At 72.7% G+C, this 14,224-nt stretch carries 9 protein-coding genes; 2 read left to right on the top strand and 7 right to left on the bottom strand.

Features of this window, described 5'->3' with window-relative positions; translation table 11 throughout:
• Positions 1–143 precede the first annotated feature (143 nt).
• Entirely contained in the window at positions 144–1,484 is a 1,341-nt protein-coding gene (locus tag AB0G01_RS29915) for a tetratricopeptide repeat protein (RefSeq protein WP_360952277.1), read from the top strand.
• A 66-nt stretch (positions 1,485–1,550) separates the two neighbouring features.
• Here AB0G01_RS29915 and AB0G01_RS29910 read toward each other — a convergent pair whose 3' ends face one another.
• From AB0G01_RS29910 to AB0G01_RS29895, 4 genes are all read right to left on the bottom strand, one after another.
• Positions 1,551–4,181 carry a CHAT domain-containing protein gene (locus AB0G01_RS29910; RefSeq protein ID WP_360952274.1) on the bottom strand — a complete coding sequence of 877 codons (2,631 nt, stop codon included), beginning with the start codon at positions 4,179–4,181 and terminating at the stop codon, positions 1,551–1,553.
• Positions 4,182–4,272: 91 nt separating this feature from the next.
• Positions 4,273–4,458, bottom strand: coding sequence for a hypothetical protein (locus tag AB0G01_RS29905; RefSeq protein ID WP_360952271.1), 186 nt, complete (start codon positions 4,456–4,458; stop codon positions 4,273–4,275).
• A 258-nt stretch (positions 4,459–4,716) separates the two neighbouring features.
• A complete protein-coding gene (locus AB0G01_RS29900; RefSeq protein ID WP_360952268.1) occupies positions 4,717–7,206 on the bottom strand; it encodes a VIT domain-containing protein in 2,490 nt (829 codons plus the stop codon).
• Complete coding sequence (locus tag AB0G01_RS29895) at positions 7,203–7,772, bottom strand: MerR family transcriptional regulator (RefSeq protein ID WP_360952265.1); 570 nt, start codon at positions 7,770–7,772, stop codon at positions 7,203–7,205. Before AB0G01_RS29895 ends, AB0G01_RS29900 begins: the two co-directional genes overlap by 4 nt.
• 275 nt (positions 7,773–8,047) lie before the next feature.
• On the opposite strand from AB0G01_RS29895, the gene AB0G01_RS29890 reads away from it, so the two are divergent.
• Positions 8,048–8,941: an aminoglycoside phosphotransferase family protein gene (locus tag AB0G01_RS29890; protein WP_360952262.1), complete on the top strand. Its 894-nt coding sequence runs from the start codon at positions 8,048–8,050 to the stop codon at positions 8,939–8,941.
• Positions 8,942–9,004: 63 nt separating this feature from the next.
• Here the strand turns inward: AB0G01_RS29890 and AB0G01_RS29885 are convergent, their stop codons facing one another.
• The 3 genes from AB0G01_RS29885 to aspT form a co-directional block, all read right to left on the bottom strand.
• Positions 9,005–10,498: a hypothetical protein gene (locus AB0G01_RS29885; RefSeq protein WP_360952259.1), complete on the bottom strand. Its 1,494-nt coding sequence runs from the start codon at positions 10,496–10,498 to the stop codon at positions 9,005–9,007.
• 210 nt (positions 10,499–10,708) lie between these two features.
• A complete protein-coding gene (locus AB0G01_RS29880) occupies positions 10,709–12,343 on the bottom strand; it encodes a bifunctional aspartate transaminase/aspartate 4-decarboxylase (RefSeq protein ID WP_360952256.1) in 1,635 nt (544 codons plus the stop codon).
• Positions 12,344–12,406: 63 nt separating this feature from the next.
• Positions 12,407–14,107: an aspartate-alanine antiporter gene (gene aspT, locus AB0G01_RS29875; protein WP_360952253.1), complete on the bottom strand. Its 1,701-nt coding sequence runs from the start codon at positions 14,105–14,107 to the stop codon at positions 12,407–12,409.
• Between the last annotated feature and the right edge of the window lie 117 nt (positions 14,108–14,224).

Below are 14,224 nucleotides of genomic sequence, written 5' to 3'. Positions count from 1 at the left end.
CGACCAGCTCGGCGCGGACCCCGGCGCACCGCTGCGCGACCTGCACCGCCGCATCCTGGCCACCGACCCGGCGCTCATCCCCCGACCAGCGTCGGGCCCGGGGCGGTCTGGCGTGGCCGGGCGCGGTCGTGTCCGGTGCGGTCGTGTCCGGTCCGTCCGTCGGCTGGCTGGACGCCTTGGCCCACCTGGACGAGCTCGACGGCACGGCGGTGATCTCGTCCATCGCCGGCGTCGGCGGCATCGGCACGACGTGGCCGGCCCTGCACTGGGCGCACCGCAACGCCCACCGCTTCCCCGACTGGCACCTGTTCGTCGACGTGCGCGGGTTCGGGCCGGAAGCCGACCGGGTCGACCCCGCCTCGGCCGTGCGCGGGTTCCTGGAGGCGCTGGGCGTGGACCGCGACCGCATCCCGGTCGAGCCGCACGCGCAGACCGCGCTGTTCCGCACGACCGTTGCCGACCGCCGGCTGCTGCTCGTGGTGGACAACGCCGCGAACACCGGCCAGGTCGTCCCGCTGCTGCCCGGCACCCGGTCCTGCCCGGTGCTCGTGACCAGCCGCAACAAGATGTCCGGCCTGGTCATCCGGCACGGCGCGCACCCGGTTCCGCTGGACGTGCCGACCGAGGACGAAGCCCGGGGGTTGCTGGTGCGCCACCTCGGCGCGGACCGGGTGGCCGCCGAACCCGAGGCGGTCGCCGAGCTGGTCGCGCGCTGCGGCGGCTTCCCGCCGGCGCTGGGCATCATCGCCGGCCGAGCGCGGACGGACCCCGGCGGGAGACTCGCCGCCGTCGCGGCCGAGCTGCGCGAACTGGGCCTGGCCGCGCTGGACGACGACGATCCGACCGCCGGCCTGCCCGACGTGCTGCACTGGTCCTGCCGAGTGTTGCCCGCCGAGCAGGCCAGGGTGTTCGCGCTGCTGGGCATCGCGCCCGGTCCGGCCACCGACCTGCGCGCGGCGGCGAGCCTGACCGGGTCGACCACCGGACGGACCGCTGCCGCGCTGCGCCGCGTGGTCGACTTCTACCCGCAACCGCGCACGCGGGCGACGTGCTGCTGGACCCGCACCGCAGCCCGGTGCGCTTGGAGCCCGCCGCGTCCGGCTGCGTGCCCGTGCCGTTGTCCGACGACAGTGCCGCGCTGGCGTGGTTCGAGGCCGAGCACGCGTGCCTGGTCGCCGCACGACGACGCGCTGCACGACCGGATGGACGACCCGATCGGCCGGGCCATCGCCCTGAACCAGGTCGGCTGGTACCAGGCGAAGACGGGCGACCACGAGCAGGCGCGCGAACATTGCGAAGCCGCCTTGGCGTTGCACCGCAAGCACGACAACCGCGACGGCGAGGCGAACACCCTCCACAGCCTCGGCTACGTCCACCACCACACCGGCCGCTACGGGGAAGCCGCCGAGCACTACCGCGAAGCCATCAACCGCTACCGCGAACTGGGCGACACCTACGAGATCGCCGGCACCTGGCCGGCCTGACCGCCTGCCCCCTCCGCACCGGCCGCTCCGTAGTAGCCCACTTCGCACCGGTGCCGGTTGCGCGGGTCAGCGGCGACCGCTGCCGAGGCAGACGAACGGCCGGTGCAGCGGGTCGACGGCGATCGCCTCCGCCAGCGCCACAGCCGGTTCGGCCCCGGCCGCGAGGAGGCGGTGGTAGTCGTCCATCGCGGCGGCGCACGCCTGGTCGCCCACCCGGCTCAGCGGGGCCACCACCATGTGCGAGCCGCTGGCCAGCAGGGCGCTCGCGAAGCCCAGGGGCTCGTCACCGGGCCGGATGCGGTTGAGGGCCAGCTCGCACGACGCCAGCACGACCTGGCGCGGCGGGTTCGGCAGGCCCGCCACCTCGTGCGCGTAGAGCGGGCCGTCGCCCAGTTCGAGCCGGGAGAACAGGGCGTTCTCCGGCTCGTGCACACCGTGCGCGGCCAGGTGGGCGATCTCCGCGCCGTCCAAGGCTTCCAGCACGTTGGCGACCGTGGCGCGTTCGCCGGACAGCAACGCGGCGGTGCTGTAGTACGCGCCCAACTTGTCGATCTCGCCCACAGCGGCCGGCAGGTCGGGGCCGCGAGCCAGCACCGTGCGGCCCTCCGGGCGGCGCTCGGCCCGGTCGGCGGCCAACCACGCGGTGGCCGACGGGGCGACGACCGTGGGCCGGCCATGCAACGTCGGCAGCACCCCCCACGGGATCGCGTAGAGCGACCCGGTCGGGACGATCACCAGGTCGCGGTCGCCGACCAGCTCCACCAGCGGTTGGATCAACTGCTCGTCGATCAGGTCGGCCTGCTTGCGGGCGGACGACGCCATCACCGCCGCCAACTGGGCGGGCAGGTGGTCCGGGGCCAGGGCGTTGAGGTCGGCGTTCAGCATCCGGGCGGCTTCCCCGGCGCGCTCCGACGAGCCCAGCCTGGCCAGCCGGACACCGGAACCCACCACGACGACCGCGACCAGCGAGTCCTCCGAACTCGCGAAGCTGACCAGAGCGCGATCGCCCAACTGCGCCATCACCTCGGCGAGCCCCGCGACCGGGCGCGACCGGCCCCACCGGCCGGTGTGCCAGCCCAGGCGGTTCGCCTCGCGCATCCGCTCGGCGCGGCGGGCGCGCAGCACCGTGGTCGGGTGGCCCTCGTGCTTCGCCTGGTGGATCGACTGGGTGAGGGTGCGGATCTCGGCGATCCGCTCGGCGAGCTCCGGGTTGTCGAACCGGGTCAGCGGCTCGTACCGGTAGGTCTGCGCGCGGGTGCGCTCCAGCCACGCGAACAAGCGGCGCGGGTTGCCGCCGGACAGCACCAGGTGCACGGCCAGTTCGGACAGGTCACGGCCGTGCAGCGCGGTCCCGGACAACAGCTCCAGACCACCCATCCGGTCCCGGACGTGGTCGAGGTCGGTCAGGCCGCCCCGGATCTCCGACAGGGCGGCGGTGTGCTGCCCGCGCGCCACGGCCAGCTCGGCCCGGCACAGCCGGCGCAGCATCCGGTGCTCGATCGGGGCCAGCCGACCCGGCCGGGGCACCCCGGCCAACACCCGCTCGGCCGCGTCGAGCGCACCGCGCCGGATCTCCAGGCGCACCGCCAGCATCCGGGCCAGCGCCGCCTGCTCGGCCAGCCTCGGCACGGCCAGCCCGTCGGCGAAGTCGAGCGCCCGCCGGGCCAGCGCCCGCCCCGACACCGTCCCGGGTGCTTCGTCGGCGGACAGCGCGACTGCGGTGTCCACGCGCAACGCGACCAGCGTGGCGTTCGCAACGCAGGTCTCACACCCCCACCGCCGCATCCGCTGCCGCGCCGACGCCGCCATCGCGCGCGCCAGGTCGAAATCGCCGTTCATGTAGGCCGCGACGCTCCGGTAGAGCTCCACGTCGGCCAAGTCCCGGGTGACGCTCTCCTCGGCGCGCATCACCGGCAGCACGCTGTCGAGCTGGTTGCCCGCCTCGTCGGCCAGGCCGGCCGCCATCAACGCCTGCGCCCGGTGCAGACCCAGCAGGACCGGCACGTCGAGGTCCTGCGCCCGGTACGAACGCTCGCTGTGCTCGTAGCGGCGCAACGCCGCTGGCACGTCCCCGACCCTCAGGTCGAGCCGGCCGAGCGCGTGGCTGGCGTCGGCCGCCCTGGTGGTCAGCCCGTGTTCGGTGGCCAGCAGCACGGCCCTGGTCAGGTCCTGCCGCGCCCGCGCGACCGAGCCGAGCTTGGTATGCGCGGTGCCCCGGCTCCACAGCGTTTTGACCACCGGTTCGACCAGCGCCGGCTCCCGGGGGTCGGCGGCGAGGCGGCGCTCCTCGTGGTCGAGCGCGGAGTCCAGCACGGCGACGCCGTCCTCGGTGCGCCCGGCGTTGAGCAGCAGCAGACCCCGGTTGTGCTCGACGCTGCCGAACAGTTCCGCTCTGAGCAGCGGATCGGCCACCTGCTCGATCAACTGCCGCACGTCGTCCAGTCCGGCGAGCCCGGCGGCCGGCCCGGCGGATTCCGCCATCAGCGCGGCCAGCGTCGACGACAACCGGATTCGCGCCACCAGCCAGTCCGCCCGCAGTTCCGGATCAGCGGGATTGATCGCGTCGGCCAGGCTCAGCCCCCGGCGCAGATCCCGCACCGCATCGCGGTGCTGCCCGGCGCACGACGCCTCGACGCCGCTGCGGTGCAACTCCCGCGCCTCGCGGATGACCACGGACTCGTCGCGAATAACGGTCACAGGCACTCGTCCATGACATCACAGAACGCAACCGAACAAAGCCCGCCGACCAGGTTCCCGGCCGGCGGGCTCGATGATCACGTGCTATTGGTCAGGGCTTGGACGGCGTTTGCACGCAGCCGTTACCCGTGCACAGCGGGCCGAACAGGCCGTGCGCGTGCTCGTGTTTGCCCTGGTCTTCCTGGGTGTCCCCGTGGTCCGTCCAGGTGCTCGACGCCTCAGCGCCGCCCCTCGTGACCTCTTCACCCAGCAATTCCCGTTCGGTGGTCGTAGACATGAACGATCTTCCTCCCCCTGAGGATCTGCCTAGCCTTGACAACTGACCCGCAACTGCACCGAGTCACGTTCGGCGGCCCCTCGTCCGCACGAACAGGCTAATAGTGGCACAACGGAGTAATGATCAGGAGGGAATTTCGCGACATCCAGTAGCGAACACGGGATGACATGCGACGACAGCCTAAGCATTCACCCATTCCGGTAAGGCCGAGACCAGGTAGGACACCCTATGTCGCGAAGTGTCGTACATCACCCGTGATCATCGGCGTTTCCAGAACGGCACGCGCTTTCGAGGTGCGGCGAGACCCTCCAGAGCGGTGATCGCCCGCACCAACCGCCGCCCGATCTCGGCCTGGTCGGCCGACGACCCCAGCGCCGCCGCCAGCTCGGTCAGCACCCGCACCCGCTCCGGGGATTCCCCGGCCGCCCGCCACCCCGGTTCGAGGCGGGTGATCTCGCCCGCCAGCCGGGTCAGCGCGGCCGACGCGTCCCCCGGATCGGTGGCACGCAAGACCTCCAGCTCCCGGGCCGCGAACACCGCCACCGTCTCCGGCGCGGAAGGTGACGCGGAAGGTGACGCGGCAGGCTGCCCCGGCTGCGGCACAGGCATGTGCCCAGGCTGTAGTGCGGGTGCCTGCCCAGGCTGTGGTGCGGGCGGCGGCACGGGGCGCGATGCGGGCTTGGCCTTCCGGGGCGGGCCAGCGGCGAACTGCGGCGCGGGCACGGCCGGCCCGGCCACCTCCAAGGCGTCGGCGGACGCGCGCATCCGGCGCGGCGCGGCCATACCCGGCGCGGTCATGCCTGGCGCGGCCAGGCCGGGGGCGGCCGGGGCGGCGGCGAACCCACCGCCGCCGAACGCGGCCGGCTGCCAGCCCGAAGGTGTCTCCACCGGCTGCGTCACCCGGTGGGGCACCTCCCCCGTCTCGTTGACCACCCGCGAGTCGACCGCGACGAAAGCGGTGAACCGCGACAGCACGCCGAACTCCAGCGATGTCGCCACGATCCGGCGCTCCAGGTCCGCCAGGTCGCCGACACCCACGACGTACCGGTCTTCCAAGTCCCGCACCCGCGCCCGCGCCCACAGCGCCGACAAACCGGGGTTGTCGCTGGCCACCGCCCGCACCTGTTGCCGCCACCCGCCGTCGCCGGACACCTCCACCCCGTCCAGCCGCCCCCGGTAGCGTCCGGTGACCACCACGGGCGCGCCGTGGAACAGGTCCGGCAGCGGCGACGGCGCGAGCGTCTCCGCGTCCACGCCCTCGGCGAGCACGGCCAGCCCGGTCAGCACCGGCGAGCCGATGCGGCGGTGGATGCCGCGCAGCGCCTCGTCCAGCCGGTCCTCCGACTCCACCAGCTCGAACCGGCCCGTGGTGCCGGCCAACCGCTGGAGGAACGCCTCGTTGACCGCCCGGTCGATGCCCACGGCATGCACGCGCACCCCGGCCAGCGGGGTCGCGAGTTCGCGCAGCAACCGGTCCTCGTCGCCGACCTGGCCGTCCGTCACCAGGACCAGCACGCGCTCCCGGTCACCGTCACGGCCCCGGTCACCGTCACGTTCCCGGTCACCGGCGCGGCCCAGCAGCTCGCCGGCGCGGCGCAGCGGCGCGAGCATCTCGGTCCCGCCCCGGGCACCCAGGCCCGCCAGGAACTCCACCGCCCGGTAGCGGTGCCGGTCGGTCGCCTCGACCAGCCCGTCCGGCAGCGCGGTCGGGGTGTCCACCACGTTGTCGAACGCGAGGACCGCGAACCGGTCCCCCGTCGTCAAGCTGTCCACGATCCGACCGGCCGCCCGCCGCGCGGCCACCATCTTCCAACCCTGCATGGAGCCCGAGCGGTCCAGCACCAGCACCACGTCCCGACCGCGTGTCGCGGCGTCGGCCTTCGGCGGCAGCACGGTCAACGCGAACGTCCCCGCCCCGCCGCCTTCGTCCGGGCGGACCGCCAGCGCGGTCCGCACCACGTCGTCATCGGCGAACGCCAGGCGCAGCAGGAAGTCCCGGTCCACGCGCGCACCGGGTTCGACCTTGACCCGGAACCCCAGCGCGGTCCGCTCGGTCACGGTCGCGTGCAGGCTCGCGGACGGTGTCGCGGCGGGCAGACCGGCGGTGTCGACCTCGACCTCCACCGAGAGCCGCACCGGGTTCGGGAACCCGGGCAGCAGCACCGGCGGGCTGATCCGCGACGCGTCCGGCACCGCGTCGGTGTCGGCGGCCACGCCGTCCCCGACCTGACCGCCCGCCAGCGGTGCGCCCGGGATGTAGCGGGGCGCGACGACCAACGGCAGCCGGTAGGTGGCCGCGTCGTCCTCGTACGCCAGCGCACCGGCCAAGGTGAGCCGCACGGTGACCCGCTCGCCGGGCAGCACGTTGCCGACGCGGGTGGTGAACACCCCGGGCCGCTCCTCCTCGGCGATGGCCGCCCGCTTGCCGGTGGAGATGGCCTCGTCGTACTCGGCGCGCGCCGCGCCCCGCTCCTTGAGCACCCCGTCGACCACCCGGTCGTCGGCCTCCATGCGCAGCGCCGTCACCGCCGAGCGGGCCGGCAGCGGGAAGACGTAGGTCGCCTCCAGCGGCTCGGCGTGCGGGTTGTGGAAGGTCTGCGTGATGGTCGTGCGGGAGGCCAGCCCGGTGATCGAGGCACGCACGTCCACCGCTTCCAGCGGCAGGTTCCCGCGATCGGTGCGCAGGCAGCCGAGGCCGTCGTCACCGGCGGCGGGCACGGCGTCGATCACCTCGATGGGGGTGGTCATTGGTCGTCCTCTCCGGTGATCGGGGTCAGGCCCAGGCGTGCGAGCAGGTCGAGCAGTGGTGCCGCGGCGGCTTCGATCTCGGCCAGCTCCCCGGCGTCGGGGACCCGCTCGGCGGCGTCGAGCACGACCGTGACACTGTCGTTCAACCGGAGGGTCGGTACGACCCTGACAGTGTCACGGGCCGTACCGGGGGGCGGTTCCGACGGGACCGGGGCGACCGCCCGATCCCGCCAGAATCCCCCCGTCCGGGTCGGCACGCCGGCCAGCTCCGCGAGTGTCGCGTCCGTCGCGCCCATCATCACCAGTTGGATCTCGGCCAGCGAGTGTCCGGTGGCCTGGAGCTTCTTCACCGCGACGATCTGGAGCAGGTGTCTCCGCCCGTACAGGGCGGTTCTCCCGCGATGGGCAGCCGGCCGGTCGACCAGGCCGATGGTGGTGTACCACCGGATGGCGCGCCCGTTCGGCAGCTCCCGCACCCGGCCGTTGCGCTGCCCGTCGTAGTTCTCGGCCAGCAGCGCGGCGACCCGCTCCGGGAGCTGTTCGATCGTCCACAGCTCGTCACTCACCGGGCAATCGTGCACCCGGGATCTGACAGTGTCAATATTACAGTGTCCGATTCCCCCGGATGATCGATGTCTGCTCTATTCGGCCGCCTGCCGTGCCGCGCCGGTCGGTACTGCGTGAGCACGGGGATCTGCACGGCACCGACATCGTCGTGGACGGGCCCGAGGTCACTAGTACGGTGGGATCATGCTTTGACGCCTGCCCGGCAGCCGGGCTCCCCCATCACCTCCTTCGTCACCAGCCGTCGAACCGACCGCCCGCGAAGGAGATCCACCCCGTGCACCTCGTCATCCCCGACGTGCTCTTCACGTCGCACACCGATCCGGTCGGCCGGGCCTGGCTGGCCGCGCTGCCACGGCTGGCCGCCGATCTGCTGGACCGCTGGGAGCTGCGCCCCGACGGCCCGTCCCGGCACGGCATGGCTTCCCTCGTCCTGCCGGTGACCCGCGCCGACGGCACCGCCGCCGTGCTGCGGCTCCAGCCCGTCGGCGAGCAGACCACCGGGACCGCCGCCGGCCTGGAGACGTGGCGCGGCAACGGGATCGTCCTCCTGTTCGACCACGACCCGGACAGCGGCTCCGCGCTGCTGGAACGCCTCGACGCCGGCCGTCCGCTGTCGGCGGTCGAGGACGACGACGAGGCGCTGACCGTCCTGGCCGGGCTGCTGCGCAGGTTGACGTCCGTGCCCGCGCCGGCCGGGATGCGCCGGTTGGCCGACATCGCCGCCGCCATGCTGGCCGACGTCCCCGCCGCGCTGCCGGGACTCGCCGAGCGGACCGACCGGGACCTGCTGCGCTCGTGCGCGGCGGCGGTGGCGGAGGTGCTCGGGGAATCCGGTGACCGGCTGCTGCACTGGGACCTGCACTACGACAACGTCCTGGCCGCCCAACGGGAACCGTGGCTGGCGATCGACCCCGAACCGCTGGCCGGCCACCCCGGTTTCGACCTGATGCCCAGCCTGGACAACAGGCTGGAAGCGGTGGACGACCCCGCCCGGACCATCCGCCGCCGCTTCGACCTCCTGGTGGACGCGCTGGACCTGGATCGCGCGCAGGCCACCGCGTGGACGTTGGGGCGGGTGTTGCAGAACACGCTGTGGGACGTGGCGGACGGCAAGGGGGCCGTCGACCCGGTCCAGCGCGCCGTCACCGAGACGCTGTGGCGGCGGTAGCGGAACTCGTGGACCAGCGGGACCACGCCCGCCGCGCGGCGGTGCGGCGGGTGTGGTTCCGGGTCAGCCGTTCGGCGTGGTGATCACCGAGAACACCGTGCCCTGGCCCGCGATCCGCTGGTTCAGGTCGGTGATGATGGTGTCGATCGGCACGTAGTTGTTCAGCTCACCCGCGTAGCACACGCCGGTGCGGGCCTGCTGGCTGCCTTCCAGGATGCCGAGCGCGGTGTGGTCGACCTGGCTGAACAGCGGGCTGCCGCTGTCGCCGTTGCGGGCGCACAGGTCGGTGTTGATGCCGACGTCGGTGGACAGCACCCGGCCGCAGCGCGTGCCGACCAGGTAGCCGGCACCCGCGCCGCTGTCGTGCGAGGCCGGGTAGGTCTGGACGTTGGAGGCCGAGCCCGTGGTGCAGACGACCCAGCCGGGCTTGACGTCGGCGAGGGTGTGGGTGCCGGTGATGTACTCGTCGACCGAGGTGACCTGCGCGCCGCACGGCGTGTCGGCGTTGCTGTCCGCACCGCCGTTGCGGCAGTACTTGAGCACCCGGTTGCGGCCGGTGTGGCCGCCCAGCCACGTGGTGGCGGTGGCCGCGTCGACGTACTGGAGCGCCGCGTAGTCGTACGGGTAGGAGTTCTTCTCGATGCCGTGCTGCTTCAGCACGCTGTTGCCGTTGTGCTGGGTCGGTGTGTTGTTGGTCTTGGTGGCCATGCAGTGGCCGGCCGTCAGCACCCACGGCACGCCGGGGAACCCGCCGCCGGCCGAGCGCAGGTTGAACCCGGCCGTGCAGCCGCCCCACTTCGGGGTCTCCCCCTGCCGGGAATCGCGCAGCATGTCCAAGCGCAGGCCGCCGCGCATCGGGCCGTAGTTCGTGCAGTACAACGGGTGGCAGTAACCCACGTCGTGGTTCGCCGTGGCCATCGGCTCGGGCTTCACCAGCGTGCGGGTGACGACCAGACCGGCGGGTTCGGCGGCGACGGCGGCACGGGCGCTCCGGGCCTCGGCGGCGGCGGTCCCGACCGCGTGGCCCTGCTTCTCGGCGGCGACCCAGTCGCGTTCCCAGACCACGACCTGGTTGTCGGCTTCGCTGACCGACGGCAGGTACACGGCGTCCGAGCCCGCGCCGACGCGGGTGGCGATCCGGTCCCGGGCGGCGTTCAGGTCGACCAGCGAGTGCCGGACGGCCTTGGTGCGCACGTTCCCCCGGTCGGGCAGCGCCCCGAGGTAGCGGTCGACGTCGGCGGGCCTGGTCATCGAGACGACCAGCACGCCACCGGCGGCGTGGTCGAGCCACATGCCGCCGTAAGTGCCCCGAGCGTCCTGCCGCAGCACTTGGTCCAAGCGCGTGGCATCGTCCTGGAGTTGCAGGCGGCGTAAGGCTTCCCGCTCCGACACCCCGTACGCGTCCACCAGGTAGTGGACGGATTCCCGGACCGAATCCGGGTCGAGCGCGCGGTGCACCTGCGGCGCGGCGGCGGCACCCTGGACGGCGACCACCCCCGAGGCCACGGCGACCACGAGTGAGGCGAACAAGGCCCCCAAGCGTCGTGCTCTACTCACGACATCTCCTCACGTTGACGGGCAACGATTTCATTGAACAACCCGTCGGGCTGCCACGTGCGGGATTGGGCGAAGACCGGGAAACCTCGACGAAAACTTGACCGGGGTGGCTCCGAACGGCCCGGCGTCCGGCGCGCACGGGGGTACCGGCCCCGCGCCGAGGGCTGTACACCGCCACAACGCGTCGGGCCGGACCGGGCGGGCCTCGGGTCAGGAGGGCTTCCACTCGTCGTGGTACTCGGCGAACACGGTGTGCAGGTGGTGGCCGATCTTCAGGTAGTCCAGGTCGTCGAGGTTGGCCAACGACACCCGGACCGACCACTTCGGCCCGTCGAACCCACCGCCGTTGAGCAGCACCACGGACGCGTGCTCGGCCAGTCGGAACAGCGGGTCGATCGGCTCGTAGGTGGCCTCCAGGTGCCGCGCGAAGTCCGCGCCGTACACGCGTTCGGCCTCGGCCAACAGGTCCAGCTCCAGGTAGTACCCGGCGCGCTGCGGGTCGTCGGCGATCTTCATGCCCGCGCCCTCGACCAGCAGCCCCAGCCTCGTCCGCACGATCTCCTGCACGCGCGCCTTGTACGCCTTGCCCTCGTCCTGCATGGCGAACAGCGAGAACAGCCCCATCTGCACCTGTTGCGGCAGGCCCAACCCGGCGGTGTGGTTGAGCGCGACCCTGCGGGAATCCGCGACCAGCCGGTCGATGAACGGGATCGCGTCCGGTTCCAGGGACAGCGTGCCGTACCGGGCGCGCAGCCGGTCGCGTTCCGCTTCGGGCAGTCGCGCGATCTGCTCGTCGACCACGTTGTCGTCGTGCAGGCCGATCAGGCCCAGCCGCCAGCCGGTCGCGCCGTAGTGCTTGGAGTACGAGTACACCAGCAGGGTGTTGCGCGGCAGGTCGGCGGCGATGGTGCGGAACCCGTTGACGAACGTGCCGTACACGTCGTCGGTCACCACGATCAGGTCCGGGTTGTCCCGGGCGACGATGCCGGTGATCTGCTCGCGCACCCGGTCCGACAGCGCCAGCGACGGCGGGTTGCTCGGGTTCACCAGGCACACCAGCCTGATCGACGGGTCGGCGAGCTTCGCGACCTCCTCGGTCGGGTAGCGCCACTGGCGCACGCCTTCCTCCACGAACAGGTCGGCGTGCACCGGCACCACCTCGAACCGGTACTCGTCCAGCTCCGGGATCTCGATGTAGGGGGTGAAGATCGGCACCATCAACGCGATCCGGTCGCCCTTGCGCAGCACGCCGTTCGCGATCAGCGAGTCGAAGACGTAGCACATGGCGGCGGTGCCGCCCTCGGTCGCGAACAGCTTGAGCTCCGCGTCGGCCGGGCGCTCGTCGAACAGCTCCTGGTGCAGGTACGCGCGGGCGACCTGCTCCAGGTGCACCAGCATCCGGTCCGGCACCGGGTAGTTGTCACCGGTGATGCCGTCGGTCAGCTCGTGCACCCAGGCATCCGGGTCGAAGCCGAACCGCTCGACCCCCAGCCGCACCGAGCGCTCCAGCAGGTCGATGCCGGGCAGGTCCGGGTGGGCTTTCACGAAGGCGGTGAACCGGTCCGCGATCCCGTCCTTCGCGGGCATCCCGCCCAGGTCGTCGGCCGTCCAGACGCGCCGGCTCTCGGTCAGCGAGAAGTGGCCGAGCGCGTAGAACGCCTCGCGCGGCCCGGTCGCGATCCAGTTCGGGTTGCCGCGCCCGGCGTTGAGCATCAGCCGCGCGGAGCGGGCCTGCTGGTCGTCGTGGTGGTGCTCGGCCAGGCGGAGGAACTCGCCCTTGAGCTCGAACGGGCTGAGCCCGGCCAGCTTCTCCATCTCGGCCCTGGTGACGGACGACTTCGGCATGGCGGCGGCCTTTCTGTGCCCACGGGTTCGGACTCGGCGGGGTCGGCTCGACGGGTCGGGGGGTCAGTGGTGCAGCAGGACGATCACCGCGCCCCAGATGGTCAGCAGCACGTTGCCCACCGCGTACGGGATCGTGTAGCCGATCGTCGGTATCTGGCTCTTCGCGGACTCGTTGATCGCCCCGATCGCGGCGGTGGTGGTCTGCGCGCCCGCGAGCACGCCCATCAGGATCGGCATCCGCATCTTGAGCACCCAGTGCCCGATCACGAACCCGACCAGCAGCGGCACGACGGTGGCGACCGCGCCGAGCAGCAGCAGGCCCCACCCGGCCTGGGCGAGGCCGCTGGTGAAGCTCGGCCCGGCGTTGATGCCGACCACCGCGACGAACAGGCACAGGCCGAGGGTGTCCATGAACCACTGCGCGCCGCCCGGCACGTTGCCGAAGGTCGGGTACTTCGCCCGCAGCCAGCCGAACACCAGGCCCATGATCAGCGCGCCGCCGGAGGTGGACAGGCTGATCGGCACGCCGCCCGCGTGCAGTGCCGGGATGCCGATGCAGCCGCCCAGGAAGATGCCCAGGCCGACCCAGACCATGTCGGTGGCGAAACTGGTCGGGACGGGCGTGCCGAGCTGCCGCGCGGCGGGCACGACCAGCCGCTGGGGTCCGGTGAGCAGCAGCGTGTCCCCGCGCTCCACCTCGGTCGACAGGCGCATCGGGTACTTGGCACCGGACCGGTGCAGCTCGGTGACGTAGACGCCGACCATGAACGGTTCGCGGCGCAGTTCGGCGATGCTCTGCCCGAGGTGGGCCTTCGCGCCGGCCACGACGTGCAGCGTCTCGGTCCGGTAGCCGAGGAGTTCGACGTCGTCGGCCTCCGGCCCGATCTCGCGCTCGGGGTCGTAGGCGACGAGGTCGCCCCGGATCGCGCTGACCGCCACCACGTCGCCCTCCGCGAGCACGATCCCCTGCTCCTGCGGCAGGATCTTCCCGTCGCGGCGGACGCGGGTCAGGTAGATCCGCCGGCCCAGCGAGGCCTGCCGCCGCTCGAACTGCTCGACGGTCTGCCCGACCACGTCCGGGTGGGCCACGGTGAACGCCCGCAGCACCACTTCGTAGTACCCGTCCCCCACGTCCGGGTCGTCGGTGCCCGCGTCCAGTTCCCGGGCCAGTTCGGCGCTGTCCGCCGCCAGGTCGCGCCCGACCAGCCGGGGCAGCACGTTCGCCAGCAGGATCGCGCACAGGACGGTGCCCAGCGGGTAGGTCACCGCGTAGCCGATGGCCACCAGGTTCTGCTGCTCGGTGACCTGGTCGGGGGACAGTCCGGGCAGGCTGCCGATCGCGTCGCCCGCGACGCCGATCACCGCGGACTGGGTGAGCGCGCCGCCGAGCAGCCCGGCGCTCAGGCCCGGCCCGTAGCCCAGCAGCGCGGCGAACAGCCAGCACACCAGCAGGCCCGCGACGCACACCACGACGGCGAGCAGCACCTGGGGCAGGCCGTCCTTGCGCAGGCCCCGGAAGAACTGCGGGCCGACCCGGTAGCCCAGGGCGAACAGGAACATGATGAAGAACAGCGACTTGACCGTGCCGTTGACCGGGACCTCGAACAGCCACCCCAGGGCGAGACCGGCGAGCAGGCACCCGGTGACCGCGCCGAGCGCGATCGCCCGCCGCCGGATGCGACCGAGCAGGAACCCGGCCGCGACGGTCAGGAACACCAGGAGTTCGGGGTAGGGCTTGAAGATCTCGTCCCTGAGAAAGTTCATCGTCCCTCCGCTGGACGTCCGCCGAGGGCGTCTCCCGGAGGCTAGGACGGGTTCCCCGGTTCCGCGCGGGCATCCCACGGACAGGTGAACGCGCGGGGCGCTCCTCAGGCGTGCCGG

The sequence above is a fragment of the Actinosynnema sp. NPDC023587 genome (genome assembly GCF_040640215.1).
Lineage (GTDB): Bacteria > Actinomycetota > Actinomycetes > Mycobacteriales > Pseudonocardiaceae > Actinosynnema.
The sequence above is the reverse complement of the archived record's forward strand: the minus strand, read 5'-3'. Positions and strand labels throughout refer to the sequence as shown.